Raw genomic sequence first — 18,899 nt, forward strand, 5'->3', positions numbered from 1 at the left:
ATTTTAAGGTTGGAACTGCATTGCAATTTGTCGAAGAAAAAGTAGAAGAAAGTCAGCCGGTCATTTATGACGGCAAAGTGGACCTTTTGGGCTTAGATGCTAAAGGGTTGGCGGACTTTTTTGTGTCGATTGGAGAGAAGCCATTCCGTTCTACGCAGGTGATGAAATGGATTCACCAATTCGGTATCAGCGATTTCGATGAAATGACGAACCTCAGTAAAGCTCTGCGAGAGAGGCTGAAGCAAACTGCGATTATTCGTACGCCTAAGATTATTGCAGAACAGAAGTCTGCGGACGGTACGATTAAGTGGTTGTTGGAAGTCGATAACAACAATAGCGTTGAAGCGGTATTTATTCCTGAGAAATCTCGAGGCACTCTTTGTATTTCCTCTCAAGTAGGTTGTGCTTTGGATTGCAGTTTTTGTGCGACGGGTAAACAAGGTTTTAACCGTAACCTTGAAAACTGGGAAATCGTGGCACAGATGTGGGTTGCAAACAAGGCTCTGGGCTGCAAACCAAAAGAAGAACGCGTTATCTCCAATATCGTTTTCATGGGAATGGGCGAGCCTTTGCTGAATGTGACACACACGTTCCCTGCGGCCAGAATTCTTATGGATGACAATGCCTATGGTTTGTCTAAGCGCCGAGTGACTATCAGTACTGCTGGCGTTGTTCCTGCAATTGATCGAATCAAAGAGAATTTGGATGTCAGTTTGGCGATTTCACTTCATGCACCGAACAATCGCTTGAGAGATAAGTTGGTTCCGATTAACCAAAAATATCCGTTAGAAGTTTTGATGCCTGCATTACATCGTTATGTTGAAGGCGGGCATAGCAAGAAGCACGTTACTGTTGAGTATGTGATGTTAGATGGAGTCAATGACTCTTTGGAAAATGCACAAGAGCTGATTGACCTATTAGGGGATTTGCCATGTAAAGTTAATTTGATTCCCTTTAATCCATTTAAGGGAACGCCTTATCAGCGATCTTCAAACAACGCGGTAAGAAGATTTCAAGATAAGTTGGTTAATGCAGGTCTTAAATGCACTGTACGTAAGACCCGTGGCGATGACATTGACGCGGCTTGCGGGCAGCTTGCCGGAAAAATTACAGACAGAACTAAAAGGACTTTAAACAAATTGGAAGTGAAGTCCGTCTGAAACACAGGAAGGAATCATGACAGAAACCGCGAAACCAAAGTTGCACGAGCTTTTGAAAAAAGCGCGCGTATCTCAAGCGCTAACACTTGAGATGGTAAGTGAACGACTGAAGCTGACCAAGGCGCAAATTGAGTATTTTGAAAGCCCTGATTTGGACTTGGAGCACTTAAGCCCATTTCAGCGTGGTTACCTGCGAAATTATGCAGATATTTTGTCGATAGACATCGGTGAGTTTGAATCGGCGTTCCCTGATGGTATTACCGTCAGTTCTCATTTATCGAGAGTGGAGCAAGATTCTGCAGAACAGAAGCCAATGATTTCAAATAGCGTTATGCGTTGGGGGATGTGGGCGATTATTGCCGTGATTGTCATTGTGTTGATAGCTATTAATCAGTAAAGCCAATAAAAAGAATAAGAAAGTAACCTAAGAGAAAAGTATGTCAAAACAAATTTCAGCCATTCGTGGTATGAATGACTATTACGGTAAATCGGCACAAGTACTTGATTTTATCGTTGAATCTGCTGAGACCGTACTGCGCCAGTACGGCTATCAATCCATTCGATTGCCGATTGTTGAAAAAACAGAACTTTTTGCACGCTCTATCGGGGAAGTGACCGATATCGTCGAAAAAGAAATGTATACCTTTGAAGACCGAAATGGGGATAGTCTGACATTACGGCCTGAAGGAACGGCAGGGTGTGTGCGAGCGGTCATTGAAAATGGTTTGACACATAACCAAATCCAAAAGCTTTATTACATGGGGCCTATGTTCCGCCATGAACGCCCTCAGAAAGGTCGTTATCGTCAGTTTCACCAGTTTGGCGTTGAAGTTTTTGGTTTGGCAGATGCCGACATTGATGCAGAGTTGATTGCACTAACGGCACGTTTGTGGGAAAAGCTTGGGTTGGATAATCTTGAACTTCAGATTAACTCCTTGGGTAGTCTGGAAGCGAGACAAGCCTATAAAACGATTTTGGTTGCGTATTTAACACAGCATAAAAGTCAGTTGGATGAAGACAGCTTAAGACGTTTAGAAACCAATCCTTTAAGGGTTCTGGACAGCAAGAATCCTGATATGAAATCCATCATAGAGAATGCTCCCAAGTTGATGGATCACTTGGATGATGCTTCTAAAATGCATTTTGAACAGCTAAAAACTTACCTTGACGATTTGGGTGTTGACTATGTGGTCAACCCGAACTTAGTAAGGGGGCTAGACTACTACAATAAAACCGTTTTTGAGTGGGTGACAACTGAGTTAGGTGCGCAAGGAACGGTATGTGCCGGTGGGCGCTACGATGGTCTTGTTGAGCAAATCGGTGGTAAGTCTACGCCAGCGAGCGGTTTTGCTATGGGTCTAGAGCGTTTGATGGCGCTTCTGATGGACAAAAATTTGGTTGCAGATGCTGCTGAAGCAGATATTTTTATGGTGTTGGTTGGTGAGGCTGCGTCCCGTCCTGGATTTGTCATTGCAGAGCAGTTAAGAGAACGTTTGCCGCAAGTGAAGGTTGTCATGAACTGTGGCGGTGGTAGTTTTAAGAGCCAGTTCAAAAAAGCCGATAAATCAGGTGCACGAGTTGCATTGATTATGGCTGAAGATGAAGTGAATAATCAGCAAATTGGTGTGAAATTCCTTCGTGAAGAAAAAGAACAGGTGACGCTGGGTTGGCAAAGTTTAGAAGCTGAAATGGCTAATTATTTCAACGAAATTTAAAGTTTATAATCATAGGAAATGTCCAATGAATCGTTATGAAACAGATGAAGAACAATTAACGGCATTAAAAAACTGGTGGGATAAGTACGGTACGGCACTTCTTTCGGCAGTATTGGTTGTGGTGTTGGCTTGGGCTGGTTGGAGTTATTATCAAAAGTCGCAATTTGCAAAAGCGTCAAACGCTTCAACGACTTTTGAGGTGTTGCAGTCTAAAGTTGAACAAAATGCTTTTGGTGATGTTGCACGTGAAGGTTTGAAGTTGATGGAAGATCAACCAAAAAGTCCTTATGCAACAGCAACGGCACTAATGGAAGCCCAGTTTGAGTTGGAAAAAGGGCATACGGATAAAGCGATTGAAAACCTACAATGGGTTATCAATCAAAATATTGATGCTTCTCTGGTATTGGTCGCCAAGTTAAGAATGACTGGTATTTATATCGATCAGAAGCAGTACGACAAAGCAGCCAGCGTTTTGAAATCAGTTGATGCGGCGAAACTTGCGGCAGGTGAAAAAGCGAACTTTGATTTCACCTCAGGGTTTTTAGCACTACAACAAAACCAGTTGGATGTTGCCCGTCAGTTCTTGCAGCAGGTTGTAGACAATACAGCAGCTGCGGCAAACTTGCAGAATGTTGCGCGTTTGCAGTTGGGTGATTTAACGCAATAATAATTAATTAAGACAGGTTTTCTCTTGAAGCACTTTCCTTTGAATCGTCATACCTTTTTCGCTCTGCCGCTGTTGCTTTTGGCAGTGACTTTACAATCTTGCTCACAGCCAGGACTTGTGCGCGAACCGACGCCTTTGGTTAAGATGTCTTCCCCTTACAGTTTGCACAAAGACTGGCAGTTGCAGTCGGATAAATTTAAATACTCCGATAGTGAAGGCCTTTATTTTGCAGAGAATAAAAAAGCTGCTTTCTTTGCCAATCCAGATGGTGTGTTGACGTCTGCATTGAAAGCCAACCAAAACCGTTGGACGGATCAGGTTTTGTGGCAGCGCAAGTTTAATGAACCGATTTTGTCTGGGCCTACATTGTTCCAGTCAAATTTGATCATTGGGACGGCAAAGGGAAGCTTGATGAGCGTTTCCCAAGACTCCGGCGAAATCGTATGGCGAACTGAGTTGTCCAGTGAAGTTTTGAGCTTACCGGTTATTGTGGATAACACAATTTTTGTGCGCACAGTTGATGGCAAGCTTGATTCTGTCAATGCGGTTACAGGTAAAATCAATTGGACGGTCGAACACCAGCTTCCGAATCTTTCGCTAAGAGGCATTGCACCTGTTACTTACGCAAACGATACCTTGTATGTTGGCTGGGAGTCAGGCACTGTGCAGGCACTGGATGCCAAGACCGGAGAGACTAAGTGGCAAACTCAGGTCTTGATTCCAAAAGGAAGAACTGATCTAGAGAGAATGGTTGATATCCAGTCTGAATTGGTGCTGAAGTCTGGCCGTTTATATGTGCTCGGTTACCATGGTAAGCTGGTTGCACTTAGCCCGGAAAACGGTAACCTTTTCTGGTCTAAGGATATTTCCGGCTTCAGAGATTTTTTGGTGGATGATAAGGCTGTCTATATCGCAGACGAAGACGACATTCTTCACGCCTATGATCTGTATACTGGGACGGAAATCTGGAAACAAACACATTTCAAGTATCGTGTGTTGACGGATTTGTCTTTCTATAATGATCATCAAATTTTGGTGGCAGACGGCTATGGTGTGATTCATTGGGTTGATAAACTTGATGGTACTTTGGTAGCTCGTGCACGTCACAGTTCACCAGATTCAATTCGCGCTAAGATCGTTCGAGTATGGAACGATGGCAAACGCATTTATATTCAAGATACAGGCGGCTATATTACGGCTTACACAGTGGAACCTTCGGATTGGTATGAATTTAATCATCCTGAAGACCCAATGGGCATCCTTAAAACAGCTGTGAAGAAGGGGTAGTTGTGAGTAAACCTGTTATTGCCCTTGTGGGGCGTCCTAATGTCGGAAAGTCGACTCTATTCAATCGGCTGACCCGAACCAGGGATGCGATTGTAGCCGATTATCCCGGCTTAACCCGAGATCGTCAGTATGGCACCGGTAGAACGGGGAATCACCCTTACATCGTAGTCGATACCGGTGGTTTAAGTGGCGAGCAAGAGGGGGTCGATCCTTTGATGGCGGGGCAAGTTCGCTCGGCAATAGAAGAGTCTGATGCCATTTTGTTTTTGGTGGATGGTCGAGCAGGTTTGATTCCTGCGGATGAAGCCATTGCCAATTATATTCGCCAGTTTAACAAGCCTACCTATCTTTTGGTCAACAAAGCGGAAGGCCATAGTCACCAATTGATTTCTGCGGATTTCTTTCAAATGGGGTTGGGGCAACCTTTCGTAATCTCTTCTGCGCATGGTGATAATGTCAAAGAAACCATCGATCACATATTGGATGAAGTCGTTACTGAAGAGGAAGAAGAAAAAGCTTTTGATTTGGACGAACATCCTGGGATTCGAGTAGCTGTTGTCGGTCGTCCTAATGTTGGTAAATCAACATTGATCAACCGAATGATCGGTGAAGAGCGTGTGGTGGCATTTGATATGCCGGGGACCACTCGAGACAGTATTTTTGTGCCTTTTGAGCGCGATGGTCAAGCTTATACGTTGATTGACACCGCTGGGGTTAGACGTCGCAAGAACATCAAAGAGAAAATTGAGAAATTCAGTATTGTCAAAGCTATTGAAGCCATGGAGTCTTGTAATGTCGTGGTGTTGGTTATTGACGGTTCAGAAGGTATCACTGATCAGGATTTAACGTTGCTTGGTTTGGCGCTTGAGTCGGGACGAGGCTTGGTTATTGCTATCAATAAATGGGATAACCTAACCGAAGACCAGCGTAACAAGATCAAACATGAGTTGGAGTTTAAACTACACTTTGTCGACTATGCGAAGAAGCATTTGATCTCTGCTCTACACGGTTCTGGTGTTGGCGACCTGTTTAAAACCATTCGTGGTGTGTATCAAGCGGTTATGAAGAAAGTGTCTACCTCTGATCTTAACCGTGTTTTGGAACAAGCTGTTTTAGATCATCAGCCGCCTTTGATTGGTGGCAGACGTGTTAAATTGCGTTACGCTCATTTGGGTGGTTCAAACCCGCCACGCGTGATTATCCATGGTACTCAGGTGGATAAATTGCCACAGGCTTATACTAAGTATTTGATGAACGTGTTCCGTAAAGCTTTCAAGTGGCAGGGCACGCCTGTGTTTATCGAATATAAAGTGACGGTGAACCCTTATGAAAATCGTAAAAGCTCCTTCAGTAGCCGTCGTGGTAAATCCGAATCACAGTCGGAAAACTTGGCTGTAAAACGTCGTAAAAAGAAGAATACTCAGCAAAAGAGACGGACGAATTAATTGCTATTTTGCTATGTACGATAGTCAGGCGGAATGCTTGGCTGAGTGGCAAAATTATTTTATGCAGCTATTCAAATTGTTAAAATAGTCGTTTTCCCTAAATGCCTAAGGCTTTAGGAGGAATTGGGGGGAGTGTTAGGCCTTAAAATCGGCTATTTCACTTACCCCAACCTGGCAAATTTTTGCCGTCAATTCAAAGAAGATTTTGGTGACATTCAGAGCGTTGAATGTCTTTTTGTTATCGACAGATTTCGTTTCTGAAATGTCGAAACCAGCTTGGGATGTTTTCATGGGTCATAGAATTAGAGAGATTCCTTACAACTACACCTCCTTTTCCGATAAAGAAATTGCATTGCGCTTTGTTGGCATGGAAGGCTGGAAATGTATCGAGTCGCTTCGTGATTCCAGAAATACTGGGCGTTCTGCACGCATGCTATTTGAAGTGCTGGGTGACATGTGGGTTGTTTCGCGTAACCCATACATTCAAGATGACTTGATTGAAAACCCTAAGCGTCGTGATGCCCTGATCAAGGCACTTGAACACAGACTTAAGCAAGTTGAATCCCGTCTGAATGGTAACCAGAAAGCGGAAGAATTACTGTCTTCTATTCGTGGTGCCGTCAACAAATTCACCGAATGGTTTCCGCATCAAATCGAACTGCGTAGCAAAGTTCGTAAAAAACTTTCTAAACACACTCGCCTAGATAATATTGACTTCGGCGGTCTAGCGCGTGTTTCTCACGCGACCGACGCGACTGACTGGCGTGTAGAGTTGCCGCTGGTTGTGGTCTCTCCGGACACCGAAGAAGAAGTTGCCTATCTGGTTGATGGTTGTATTCAACTTGGTTTGACGATTATTCCTCGTGGAGGCGGAACGGGTTACACAGGTGGTGCGATTCCGCTTTATCAAGATTCTGTTGTCATCAACACTGAAAAGCTTGAGTACATGAGTTTGGTTGAGCATGTTGACCTGCCGGGCATTGGTAAGGTGCCGACTATTCAAACGGGTGCGGGTGTGGTGACACGCCGAGTATCCGAACAAGCTGAGCGTTTCGGTTATGCGTTTGCAGTAGACCCAACTTCTCAAGATGCATCTTGTATCGGTGGGAATATCGCAATGAATGCGGGGGGTAAAAAAGCCGTTCTGTGGGGGACAACGCTGGATAACCTTGCTTCATGGAAGATGGTTACGCCTGATGCCGAGTGGTTGGAAGTGGAGCGTATCAACCATAACCTCGGTAAATTGCAGGATCAAAATACTGTTAAGTTCCGCATTAATCGTTATGAAAAAGATGGTAAAACGCCTGTCGGTAAAACTGAAACACTTGAAATGCCAGGATCAGCTTTCCGTCATGCAGGGTTAGGTAAGGATGTTACCGATAAGTTTCTAAGTGGGTTGCCAGGGATTCAAAAGGAAGGTTGTGACGGGCTTATCACCTCTGCGCGTTTCGTTGTGCACCGTATGCCAAGCCATATCCGTACGGTTTGTTTGGAGTTTTTCGGAACTGATTTGAGCAAGGCTGTGCCTGCGATTGTAGAAATTACAGATTATATCGAATCCAAGAAAGCACATGGCATCTTGCTGTCAGGCCTTGAGCATTTGGACGAACGTTATATCAAGGCTGTCAACTACAACACTAAGGCTAACCGCAAAGGTCTGCCGAAAATGATTCTGCTTGCAGATATTGCTGGTGAGAATGGTTTTGAAGTTGCCAACACGGCGCAAGAGATTGTAGAGCTGGCGAAAAAGCGTGATGCCGAAGGGTTTATCGCCGTTTCTGAAGAAGCGAGAAAGCGCTTCTGGGCGGATCGTTCTCGTACAGCAGCCATTTCAAAGCATACCAACGCGTTTAAAATCAACGAAGATGTAGTTATCCCGCTTGAGAATCTCAACGAGTACAACACGGAAATTGAGCGCATCAACATTGAAGAATCCATCAAGAATAAACTTCAAATATTGGATCAGTTGAACGCTTATTTCGCAGGTGAAATTCCTGAGTACACGTTAGAAGACGATTTCGAGAACTCGGAAGGACAGCCTGCAAGCTATTTCAAAGACAAAGTGGCCGCAACACTTGGACATATTGGTAAAACCAAAGCCAGATGGGAAGGTATTTTGCAGAATCTGGATGTTCAGGTGTTGACTAAACCAGAGTTGTTGCTGGAAGGTGAGGCTCTGAAATTAAGTGCAGACGATACTTTTGTTAGCTTGCTGCTAAAACGTGAGATCAAGATTTCCTACAAATCGGAAATGGTGACTTTCTTACAAGAAGTGTTTATGGGACATGATTTTGAAGCCCTGCACACACGCTTGAAGAAACTGCATTTTGAAATCCGTAACGCTCGCTTGTTTGTTGCGCTGCACATGCATGCGGGAGATGGAAACATTCATACGAATATTCCAGTTCACTCCAATAATTATGAAATGATTCATCAGGCGGAAGTGATTGTCGACCGCATCATGGAGATTGCCAAGCGCTTGAACGGGGTTATTTCCGGTGAGCATGGCATTGGACTGACCAAATTCCAATATCTGGATAAAGATAAGATTCAGGCTTTTGTGGATTACAAGAATAAGGTTGATCCACACGGACACTTCAACAAAGGTAAGTTGATGCCGGGCTCAGGCCTGCAAAATGCCTATACACCTTCGTTGCACTTGGTGGAACAAGAAGCCTTGATTCTTGAAGCGAACGACCTGGATTTACTGAACAAAGACATTAAAGACTGTTTGCGTTGCGGTAAGTGCAAACCCGTTTGTCAGACGCATATTCCTCGCGCGAATTTATTGTATTCGCCGCGCAACAAGATTTTAGCGACTGGTCAGGTGATTGAAGCCTTCTTGTATGAAGAACAGACAAGACGCGGTATTTCGTTACATCACTTTGATGCAATGAATGACGTTGCCGACCATTGTACAACTTGCCATAAGTGCGAAACACCGTGTCCGGTTGATATCGACTTTGGGGATGTTTCCATCCATATGCGTACGATTTTGACCAATATGGGGCAGAAGAGGTCCAGCATTATGGTGAAGCTGGCATTATATTTCTTGAATACCAAGCATCCATTCACTATCAATTTTCTTCGAAAAACGATGATCGGTTGGGGTGCGGTAGCCATGACCATTGGTCACCGTTTTGCCAGATTGTTTGGTTTGGTTGAACGTAAGAATGCTTTACCAGCCAGTACCAGTGAACCGGCACCAATACAGCAGCATGTCATTAACTTTGTCAGAAAGCCATTGGATACCGGACCAAACCAAAGTAGTTACCGTTCTGTGCTGGGACTGGAAGATGCAACTCAAGTGCCGATTGTTCGCGATCCGAATAAGACGACTGAAGATACGGAAGCGGTATTCTATTTCCCAGGATGTGGTTCTGAGCGCTTGTTTAGTGATATCGGCTTGGCAACCATTTCATCATTGTATGATGCTGGCGTGCAGACAGTATTGCCACCGGGTTATCTATGTTGTGGTTATCCGCAAGCGGCAGCAGGCTTGGCACAAAAAAGCTCTCAAATTACAACAGAGAACCGAGCATTGTTCCATCGTGTCGCCAATACTCTGAATTACATGGATATCAATACGGTCATCGTCTCTTGCGGGACTTGTTATGACCAATTGACTAAATATGAATTCGAACGCATTTTCCCAGGTTGTCGATTGATGGATATCCACGAGTTCCTAACCGAAAGAGGGATGGGTTTGGAAAGCCCAACAGGTAAGCAATATCTGTATCATACTCCTTGTCATGATCCGATGAAGAAAATGGATGGTACGACGGTCGCGAAAGATTTGCTGCAATCTGAAGTTTTGTTCTCCGACCGTTGTTGTGCGGAGGCCGGAACCTTAGCAACAAGTCGTCCTGATATTGCCAACCAATTGCGCTTCCGTAAAGAGGAAGAATTGACGAAAGGAATTGTTGAGTTGACGGGTGAATCCAAAGTGAAAAACGGTGAGGTGAAACTGCTGACGTCTTGCCCAGCGTGTCAACAAGGGTTAAACCGCTATCACGATAATACAGGCTTAGACACGGATTATATTGTTGTTGAGTTGATGAAAAACCGTTATGGCAACACTTGGAACAAAGAGTTCTATGAAAAGCTTAAGAATGGCGGCGTAGAAAAAGTGCTGCTGTAAAACATACTGATTTACAGGCATAAAAAAACCTCCGTAACGGAGGTTTTTTTGTATTCCGGTTAAGGAATTATTTTTGAGATGAGTAGTAAGCAGCTAATGCTTTGATTTCATCATCAGTTAGACCTTTAGCAAACATTTGCATAGTTGCGTTGTGACGGAAACCATCTCTGAAGTCTTTCAGGGCTTTTTCAAGGTAAGCAGCATGCTGGCCAGCCAATACTGGGAAGTTTGGAACAACGCTATGACCACCCTGACCATGGCAACCTACACAGGTTTTTACTTTTGCAGGTTCTTCCGCTGCATTTGCAGCAGGTGCAAGTGTTAAAGTTGCTACAGATGCGAGTAGAGCTAAAGTTGTTTTTTTCATTTTTACTTTCTCATTTCATAGTATTTAGAAAAATAGTCCGCTTATTAGAAACTATCCCTGCAATGAGGTCAAGTTTAAGACAATTGCTAAAGCTTGAATTCAGCCCAAAGTTTTTAAATAGGGCTAGAAGATAGCGGCTTGTTTTTCTGTTACCAACCCATTTAATTTGATGTCCCATGGCTGGCTAGGGAGTGCATCGACTTTTTGGCATTGGTGTGCCCAGCCAATCAATTTTGGTGAAAGGTTTGGAAAATGGCGTTTGAATTGAAATGTCTTGTCATAGTAACCGCCACCCATTCCGATTCGGTTTCCTGAAGTATCAAAGCAGACAAGAGGCGTGATAACCAAGTCCAAGTGTTTGCCGTCAATCAAGAGATGCTTGTCTACTTTCGGTTCTCGAATGCCAAAATACTTAGGTACCAAGCGCGTTGTAGGCGTATAAGGTGCAAACATCATTGGACGTCTTAGATACTGCGTTAATACAGGAAGGTAGACTTCAATTTTTCGTTGCCACAAAACTTGGAGTAAATATTGGGTGCCCAATTCGCCGTCTTCGGACAAGAAAAGGGAAACTTTACGGGCACGCATTAAAAAGCGACTTCGTAAAATCAGTTTGGCAGCAGCTTTGGCGTGTTGTTTCTGTACTTCTGGGGAAAGAGATCTTCGGTTTTTACGACATTGTTGGCGAAGAGTTGCTTGAGATGTCATGAGTTAGAGTGCTTGATTGAAATGTTATGTGAATACGGACTAGGCAAATTACCCTGAACCGTGAAGTTCAGGTGGCAGCCTTCTCAAAAGATTTAGGCTTCTCGGACATAAGCGAGATGCTCACCATCTTAAGGTTCTGGCCCCAAGGTCAAAGCTATCGGCAGGGGGTTAAACCTAGCCCGTATGTGACTTTATTATAGCAATATTTCGCTCTTTACAAGCTTAAAATTCATCAGAAAAACTGATTCTCTTTAAGAGAAGAGATTAATGAGAGGTGTCAGAGAAGCGATGGATTATTCTTGAGATTGAGCCAATTGTGCAATGGTTTCATCAAGTTGGTCTTCCAACTGCAGGCAGTATTGAGTTGTTTCAGATTTAAGTTGTAGATAGTCGTAACACATGTTTAGCGCAACCATCAATACTTTGCTTTCCCCTTTGAGCCCTTTAACTTGATCAAGTTTATCTTCCAATAATGTTGCGGCTTCAATCAGTTTTTCTCTGTCTTCTGGCTCGCAAGGAACTTGGAAAGTGTGGTTCATTAAAGATAGGGTTAGCATAGCTTTCTCAACTGTCATTGGTGTTCGTGATTTATGGTATTATTCATCATTTATAGCAATTACTCAAGGCAATACTCAAGACAATTTCTTAAGCATGCCTGACAATAATATTTAGGTTAGTCAACGATGAATTTTGATCAAATTAATGAGGCAATGGTTCCTTATCCTGAGCTTGAATCCCCGTCTTTTTTACAAGGTATGTTGATGGGGTTGATGTGCGGAGATGCCGATTTAAAAGAAAGCGCTTGGGTGAAGAGAATACTTGAAGAAGCCGACATCAAGTCTGTTAAGGAAAGTTTTCTATTAGCGCTACATGATCTTTATTTAGAAGCGGAGAAAGGGTTGAACGGCTCAGGTTTTGAACTGGAGCTGTGCTTGCCTGAAGAAAATGAGTCTTTGAAATTCCGTGCGGCAATGCTTGGCCAGTGGTGTGAAGGCTTTTTGTATGGAATGGGGCTTGTCGGACAAAGTGAAGACAAACTAAAAGGCGATGTTGCCGAATTATTCAGAGACTTTGGAGATATTGCACGTATCGAAATTCTCGAATTGGATGAGCCGACTGATGAAGATGAGTCGGATTTTATGCAGCTGATGGAATTTGTGAAAATTGGTGTGTTGACCATCAATGAAACACTTAATCCGGTTGAAGGCTCACCTATCATGACTCAGCAACCACCAACGGATACTCTGCACTAATCAATTAACTCATTAAAGGACACGGCTGAATGACCTCCAACATCAACGCGGCTCAAAAAAGGCGAGAACAGGTGTTTGACACCATGGTCGAAAACTCGATCATGATGATAGCGTCTGGAGAAGAGCAGATACGCAACCATGATGTGGAGTTTCCTTTCAGAGTTCAGTCCGACTTTCACTATCTAACGGGTCTTGAAGAGCCAGATGCTGTTTTAGTCCTAATAAAGCGCAATCAAGAAAACCAAAGCAAACAGCAAAGTGTGTTGTTCCTTCGCCCAAAAGACGTTGAAAAAGAAATTTGGCAAGGCCGACGCTTGGGTGTGTTGGATGCTCCCTCAACCTTACTTATTGATGATGCTTTCTCCATAGAAGACTTCGAGGATGAAATGTCTGACTTGGTTGAAGATATCGAAACACTTTACTTCAGTTTTGCACAGCTATCGGAATGGTCGGATTTATTAAGTGGCTGGATTTCGGCGCAGAAAGCCAAGGCCAGAAAAGGCGTTGAGGCGCCAGCGACTTTGTCGGATGCTGACGTGATTTTGCATGAAATGCGTTTGGTGAAGTCTTCCGACGAAATTGAGTTGATGAAACAAGCTGCTCAGATTTCAGTGCAAGGACACTTGGCAGCGATGTCTTGGGTGGCGCAGTCAATTGCAAAATCTGCCAGGTTGGGGATGGCGCAAGATTTTGAGCCAGTCTATGAATATCAAATGCAGGCTGCATTGGAGCATAAGTTTAAGGAGCAGGGTTCTGCTCGCGTTGCATTTAACTCAATTGTGGCTGGCGGGGATAACGCTTGTATTTTGCACTACACCGAAAACAACATGCACTTGAAAGCAGGTGATTTGGTGTTGGTAGATGCCGGTGCGGAATACCTAGGCTATGCGGGTGATATCACGAATACTTTTCCTGTGGACGGTAGGTTTTCAGAGGCACAACGAGTGTTGTATCAAATTGTTTTGGATGCACAACAAGCCGCTATTTCAGCGATTGCTCCGGGTGTTCATTATGATGAAATGCATAAGGCGTCAACACGCGTATTGACGGAAGGTCTGGTTGGCCTCGGTATTTTAGACGGCGAGATAAGTACACTTCTTGAAAACGAAGCCTACAAACCGTTTTTTATGCATGGAACCGGGCATTGGCTTGGGCGAGATGTACATGATGTAGGGCGCTATAAGCTTAAGGGACAGTGGCGCCCTTTAGAACCGGGTATGGTGATTACCGTAGAGCCAGGGTTGTATATTTCCGAGGAAGTAGGGCGTGAACACCAAGTGGACAAAAAGTATTGGAATATTGGTATCAGAATCGAAGATGATGTCTTGGTGACTTATTCAGGACACGAGGTGTTGACTTTCGGTTTACCGAGAACGCCAGAAGAGATTGAGCGCTTTATGAAAAGTGCTGCTGGAGATGAGGCTTAAACATGGCATCGAAAAATGCTCAGTCAAGTGTTGAAACCCCAATAAACGTTGATGCCTTTATTAATGGCGGTGGTCCTGTCGGTTTGATTTTGGCACTGGGGCTAGCAAAGCAAAACAGACAAGTTGTTCTGGTCGAAAAGTCAGTACCCAAGCAAGGACCGTCTTTTGATGGACGTGTACTGGCGTTGAGTTATGGTTCACGCTTGGTGCTGGAGCAGTTAGGCATTTGGCAGCAGTTAGAACCTTTTACCACGGAAATATCGGATATTCATGTTTCCCAAAAAGGGTTTATGGGTGTCACACATTTGCATGCAAAAGAAGTGAAAGTGCCGGCACTGGGTTACAGTGTAACCGCTTATGATTTAGGTCAGGTACTTTGGCAGATTGCCAGTGAAGAAAGTCATATTCAGCTATTCACAGAATGTTCCTTAGCATCATTTGAGCAACAAGATTCGGGAGTCTCGGTTGCTATTCAATGTCAGAAAAAAGAGATAGAACATCATCATTTTCATGCCAAGCTATTGGTTGGCGCGGATGGAACCTACTCTAAAGTCAGAGAAATTCTCGGGTTGCCGCTTGAAGAGAACGATTATGGCGCATTTGGCTTTATTGCCAAGATAGAAACCGAACTTGAGCCAAATGGCTGGGCGTTTGAACGCTTCACTAGTGAAGGTCCTGTTGCGTTGTTGCCAATGGGGGGCGCTTTTCATAAGGCGGTTATGGTGGTTCCTAATGACAAAAGAGAAGCTGTTGCTGCTTTGGATGATCGTTCCTTTATGGCACTGTTTAGTGAGAAAATGGGCGAAAGACTTGGGCGATTTGTTAGTATCAGTGACAGAGTCGCCTATCCATTAAAAGAAACTTATGTGCCGGAAATGGTTCAGGGACGAGTGGTGTTGATGGGGAATGCATCACACACTCAGCACCCGGTCGCCGCGCAAGGGTTGAATTTGGGGATTAGTGATATTCAAACTTTCTTGTCGATGATGGACGATGTTGAAGATTTAGGTGATGACACGGTTTTGCAACAATATCAGACAGAACAACAAGCTCATCACCAGAAAATTATGGGCTTTACAGATGGTTTGATTCAGGTGTTTCAAGCACCGTCTTCCGTTGTTGGGCATATGCGAGGCATCGGTTTGATGGCGATGGAAGCCATGCCTAATTTGCGTAAACGCTTGTCGCGCATGGCGATGGGTTTGGCAAAATAAACTGATGAGAAGGGTTTAAATGACAAAGCAAACCAAGGAACAATTAGAAACACTTTATGATGTTGCCATTGTTGGTGGTGGTATGGTCGGAGCAACAGTTGCACTTGGCTTGGCAGAGCAAGGTTTTAACGTCGTTGTGTTAGAAAAATCACGTCCGGAATTAGCGTGGGATGAAACTAATCCATTTGAGACACGAGTCAGTGCGCTGACGCGTGCTTCCGAAAATATTCTAAAGAGTCTTGGCGCTTGGCAAGGCGTGTTAGATAAGCGTTACCATGCTTTTACCGATATGCATGTTTGGGAAGATATTTCCAATGCTCAGGTACACTTTTCTGCCAAAGATATTGATGAGAGCAATTTAGGCTTTGTGGTTGAAAACAAGGTCATCCAGTTAGCACTTTGGGAAAAGCTTGTGGAGAAAGACAATGTTTCTTTGCTAACAGAAAAGGCTCTGGTGGCGATTGAGACTAAAGTTGGACCAGGGAACGTAGCCCTGAATGAGTTGTCGTTTGAAGAGGGTGTTAAGCTTCGCGCTAAATTGGTCGTTGGCGCAGATGGTGCGTTTTCAAAAGTGCGACAATTGGTCGGTATTGGTTTGGAAACTCATGACTATGAACAATGTGCTGTTGTTGGCTGTGTCGAAACCGAGTTAAGTCACCAAAATACCTGTTGGCAGCGCTATCGTTCAGAAGGGCCTTTTGCCTATTTATGTATGGATGGGCATGTTAGCTCTATCGCTTGGTACATGCCGGTAGAAAAGATGGGTTGGACTTTATCTTTGGATGATAAGGCTTTTGCTGAAGCGGTAGAAGAAGCCTCAGGCGGCTGTTTAGGCCGCGTTACTCATGTGAGCGCGCGCGATGCGTTTCCGTTGACGAGACGCCATGCTTTGGAATACGTTAAGCAAGGTGTTGTTTTGGTAGGTGATGCAGCCCATACTATTCACCCGCAAGCAGGGCAAGGCGTTAACCTAGGGTTGTTGGATGCGGCAGCTTTGATAGAAACCTTGTCGGACGCAAAGCAGGAAAATGCCATAACGTGGAATCGACTTTCGGTACTGCGCCGTTATGAGCGTTGGCGTAAAGGTGATAATCATATTGTTCAACGCTCGATGGAAGGTTTTGATTGGCTGTTTGAGCAAGACAGTGGCGTGAAAAATGCTGTACGTAAAACATTATTGCCGTTTGCAGACAGAATGCAAATGGCAAAAAACTGGCTGATGCGTCAAGCCTTGAAGGGGCGCCAAGCCTTACCGGAACTAGCAAGAGATTGAGCTTAAATGAAGGATGATGATTTTAGTTCCTCCGGCCAATTAAAAGAGTCGGTTCAAGAAAAAATCAAACAGGTCAACCTAAGAGCGATTCTCGGGGTTGAAGGGGTTCATTCAGAAGAAAGCCAGCTGGCGATAAACGTTGGGCATGTTTTCTCAGTGGCTGTGGTGATGGCGCTGATGGTTGTGCTGGTTCAGCTGTTGCTTGGGTTGGCACACGAGAAAGAAGGCGACTTTTATGTCACTATCGGTGTATGGGCTGTTTTTGCCGCCGAGTTGGGCGTCAATCTCATGTTGGTTAAAAATAAAAAACGATATTTGTTGCACAATTGGCTGAACGTCACTATTGTGGTGTTTGCATTCCCATGGCTTAACTATGGAAGTGAGTGGACAGCAATCTTAAGAACTTTAAGGTTTATGTTGCTCATCCGAGTTGTTGCCGATATCTTTTGGGACGTCGTTCTCATCCTGAAGCGCAACAATTTCTGGATGGTGTTGCTGGCAGAAACCTTACTGATTATTGTATCCGGCGCTATTTTTGCAGCACTTGAAAATCGTGATTTTGCCACTGGTGTCTGGTATTCATTGGTAACCATTACTACGGTTGGTTATGGTGACGTCGTGCCTTATACAGAAAAAGGGCGTATTTTCGGAACGATTCTGATCGTGTTTGGGGTGATATTCTTTTCACTGATCACTGCAAACATTGCAGCTTTTTTGGTTGGGGCAGAACAGCGAAGAACTGAAAAAGAGATTTTGGATTATGTCAAAACGACCAAATTGCGCTTGGAAGAACAATCTGAAGTGCATGAAAGACGTATGAATCACATTCTGACGCAGTTAACTGAAAAACTTGATGAAATTGAAAGTGAAATCGACGAAAAGCAACACGCTCAAAGGTTGTCTAAGCGTGTGAGTGATTTTGAAGATAAATTTGCAAGTGATTCAAGACATTTCCAACACAGATTGGATGAAATAGAAAAACATATTAATAGACGCACTAACGAATTAGAGTGAATCCGCCGCCAGAGGCAGGTTTTTTCTCTGAAAGGTTTTGACTTTTAGCGGCAATGGCTCTATAGTCAAAGCACTAAATTTTTTTATGAGGCAGATGAGAAAATTCATTTCATCGCTTCCTGAACATAGAGGCAAAATGAATGGCAGATAGAAGGCTCCAAGTTTTTTATACTGTTGCAAAGGTGCTAAGTTTTACAAAAGCAGCAGAAACCCTTCATATGACCCAGCCAGCGGTCACATTCCAAGTTAAGCAACTCGAAGAATTTTTCAATACGCGTCTATTTGACAGGACTCATAATAAAATCTCTTTAACTGATGCCGGTAAAATCGTTTACGACTACGCCGAGAAGATACTTGATCACTATGAGAAGATGAATAGTGAGGTGAGGGAACTCACCGGAGAGGTCACGGGCAGCTTGTTGATTGGTGCTAGTACGACGATAGCAGAGTATCTGCTGCCAAGTTTGCTGGGTGCATTCAAAAAGCAGTTTGAAGAAGTGAACATCCGTCTTCAAGTGGGTAACACCGATGCGATTGTTGCCATGGTTGAAAACAACATGATTGACTTAGGTGTAGTTGAAGCACCGGTTTACAACAAAAACCTTGAAGTTGAAGTCTGTCGTTTGGATGAAATGGTTTTGATTGTCCCGGTTGGGCATCCATTGTCGAACAGAGACAAGATTTCAGTTGAAGACATTCGCAAGTATCATTATATCTCTCGTGAAGAAGGTTCTGGTTCTCGTTCGGTCATTGATAGTTATATCCGTGAGCAAGGTTTAAGTTATTCCGACTTGAATGTTGTGATGGAGCTGGGTAGTCCAGAAGCTGTGAAAATGGCTGTAGAGTCTGATGTGGGTGTGGCGATTGTTTCTAGAACGACGATTACGAAAGAGTTGAAGCTGGCGACTTTGAAAGCTATTCCATTGGATCCACCATTGGATCGGCCATTTTCACATGTTCGCCAAAAGCATAAATTCAGACATAGAGCTGTGGGCGAACTTTTGGATTTTGCAGTGGATTACTGTAAAGAAAAAGCAGTTGAACAAGGCTTTAAACTACCTTCTGAAGCAGACATGGAAAAATATACCTCTAAGGCACAGCAATCAGATAATCGCTAAACAAGCGTGAATTAGAGAAATAAAAAAACGGGCTATATGCCCGTTTTTTGTTTGAGTGATTTTGAAGTTGCTATGGTTAAAAATCTGCCAGGTTGGGGGTGTTGGTTGGT

The 18,899-nt window shown here is 43.9% G+C and carries 17 protein-coding genes; 13 read left to right on the forward strand and 4 right to left on the reverse strand.

The features are described 5' to 3' along the window. The first annotated feature begins 20 nt into the window (after positions 1-20). Genes rlmN through der form a run of 6 tightly spaced genes read left to right on the forward strand, consistent with a single transcriptional unit; the run spans position 21 to position 6,274 of the window. The gene (gene rlmN / locus HVMH_RS03830; protein WP_232087808.1) at positions 21-1,160 is read left to right on the forward strand and encodes a 23S rRNA (adenine(2503)-C(2))-methyltransferase RlmN; all 1,140 of its coding nucleotides are present in this window, start codon (positions 21-23) and stop codon (positions 1,158-1,160) included. Positions 1,161-1,176: 16 nt separating this feature from the next. Then, positions 1,177-1,557, forward strand: coding sequence for a helix-turn-helix domain-containing protein (locus tag HVMH_RS03835; RefSeq protein ID WP_029908104.1), 381 nt, complete (start codon positions 1,177-1,179; stop codon positions 1,555-1,557). A gap of 40 nt (positions 1,558-1,597) precedes the next feature. Continuing rightward, positions 1,598-2,875: a histidine--tRNA ligase gene (gene hisS, locus HVMH_RS03840; RefSeq protein WP_029908105.1), complete on the forward strand. Its 1,278-nt coding sequence runs from the start codon at positions 1,598-1,600 to the stop codon at positions 2,873-2,875. A 25-nt stretch (positions 2,876-2,900) separates the two neighbouring features. Further along, positions 2,901-3,542: a YfgM family protein gene (locus HVMH_RS03845; RefSeq protein WP_029908107.1), complete on the forward strand. Its 642-nt coding sequence runs from the start codon at positions 2,901-2,903 to the stop codon at positions 3,540-3,542. Positions 3,543-3,566: 24 nt separating this feature from the next. Continuing rightward, positions 3,567-4,829 carry an outer membrane protein assembly factor BamB gene (gene bamB / locus HVMH_RS03850; protein ID WP_232087809.1) on the forward strand — a complete coding sequence of 421 codons (1,263 nt, stop codon included), beginning with the start codon at positions 3,567-3,569 and terminating at the stop codon, positions 4,827-4,829. A 2-nt stretch (positions 4,830-4,831) separates the two neighbouring features. Next, positions 4,832-6,274, forward strand: a complete 1,443-nt coding sequence (gene der / locus HVMH_RS03855) for a ribosome biogenesis GTPase Der (protein ID WP_029908111.1) — start codon at positions 4,832-4,834, stop codon at positions 6,272-6,274. Positions 6,275-6,409: 135 nt separating this feature from the next. Here der and HVMH_RS03860 read toward each other — a convergent pair whose 3' ends face one another. Next, on the reverse strand, positions 6,410-6,565 hold the full coding sequence (locus HVMH_RS03860; RefSeq protein WP_162178141.1) for a hypothetical protein: 156 nt from the start codon (positions 6,563-6,565) through the stop codon (positions 6,410-6,412). On the opposite strand from HVMH_RS03860, the gene HVMH_RS03865 reads away from it, so the two are divergent. Further along, entirely contained in the window at positions 6,564-10,415 is a 3,852-nt protein-coding gene (locus HVMH_RS03865) for a DUF3683 domain-containing protein (RefSeq protein WP_029908112.1), read from the forward strand. The two genes, HVMH_RS03860 and HVMH_RS03865, sit on opposite strands and share 2 nt — an antisense overlap. A 67-nt stretch (positions 10,416-10,482) precedes the next feature. On the opposite strand, the gene HVMH_RS03870 is transcribed toward HVMH_RS03865, so the two are convergent. From HVMH_RS03870 to HVMH_RS03880, 3 genes are all read right to left on the reverse strand, one after another. Then, the gene (locus HVMH_RS03870) at positions 10,483-10,782 is read right to left on the reverse strand and encodes a c-type cytochrome (RefSeq protein WP_029908114.1); all 300 of its coding nucleotides are present in this window, start codon (positions 10,780-10,782) and stop codon (positions 10,483-10,485) included. Between the two features lie 123 nt (positions 10,783-10,905). After that, positions 10,906-11,490 carry a 5-formyltetrahydrofolate cyclo-ligase gene (locus HVMH_RS03875; RefSeq protein ID WP_029908116.1) on the reverse strand — a complete coding sequence of 195 codons (585 nt, stop codon included), beginning with the start codon at positions 11,488-11,490 and terminating at the stop codon, positions 10,906-10,908. A 293-nt stretch (positions 11,491-11,783) separates the two neighbouring features. Then, on the reverse strand, positions 11,784-12,065 hold the full coding sequence (locus tag HVMH_RS03880; protein WP_232087810.1) for a cell division protein ZapA: 282 nt from the start codon (positions 12,063-12,065) through the stop codon (positions 11,784-11,786). Positions 12,066-12,173: 108 nt separating this feature from the next. On the opposite strand from HVMH_RS03880, the gene HVMH_RS03885 reads away from it, so the two are divergent. From HVMH_RS03885 to HVMH_RS03910, 6 genes are all read left to right on the forward strand, one after another. Continuing rightward, entirely contained in the window at positions 12,174-12,743 is a 570-nt protein-coding gene (locus HVMH_RS03885; RefSeq protein WP_029908120.1) for a UPF0149 family protein, read from the forward strand. Positions 12,744-12,772: 29 nt separating this feature from the next. Further along, the gene (locus HVMH_RS03890; protein ID WP_029908122.1) at positions 12,773-14,170 is read left to right on the forward strand and encodes an aminopeptidase P N-terminal domain-containing protein; all 1,398 of its coding nucleotides are present in this window, start codon (positions 12,773-12,775) and stop codon (positions 14,168-14,170) included. Positions 14,171-14,172: 2 nt separating this feature from the next. Next, the gene (locus HVMH_RS03895; protein ID WP_029908123.1) at positions 14,173-15,384 is read left to right on the forward strand and encodes an FAD-dependent monooxygenase; all 1,212 of its coding nucleotides are present in this window, start codon (positions 14,173-14,175) and stop codon (positions 15,382-15,384) included. A gap of 19 nt (positions 15,385-15,403) precedes the next feature. After that, positions 15,404-16,657 (forward strand): UbiH/UbiF/VisC/COQ6 family ubiquinone biosynthesis hydroxylase, encoded by a 1,254-nt coding sequence (locus HVMH_RS03900; RefSeq protein WP_029908125.1) that lies wholly within the window; start codon positions 15,404-15,406, stop codon positions 16,655-16,657. A 6-nt stretch (positions 16,658-16,663) separates the two neighbouring features. Continuing rightward, on the forward strand, positions 16,664-17,671 hold the full coding sequence (locus HVMH_RS03905) for a potassium channel family protein (RefSeq protein WP_051623192.1): 1,008 nt from the start codon (positions 16,664-16,666) through the stop codon (positions 17,669-17,671). A 140-nt stretch (positions 17,672-17,811) separates the two neighbouring features. Continuing rightward, a complete protein-coding gene (locus tag HVMH_RS03910; RefSeq protein ID WP_029908129.1) occupies positions 17,812-18,789 on the forward strand; it encodes a LysR family transcriptional regulator in 978 nt (325 codons plus the stop codon). Positions 18,790-18,899 lie beyond the last annotated feature (110 nt).

It is taken from the genome of Hydrogenovibrio marinus (assembly GCF_013340845.1).
GTDB lineage: Bacteria > Pseudomonadota > Gammaproteobacteria > Thiomicrospirales > Thiomicrospiraceae > Hydrogenovibrio > Hydrogenovibrio marinus.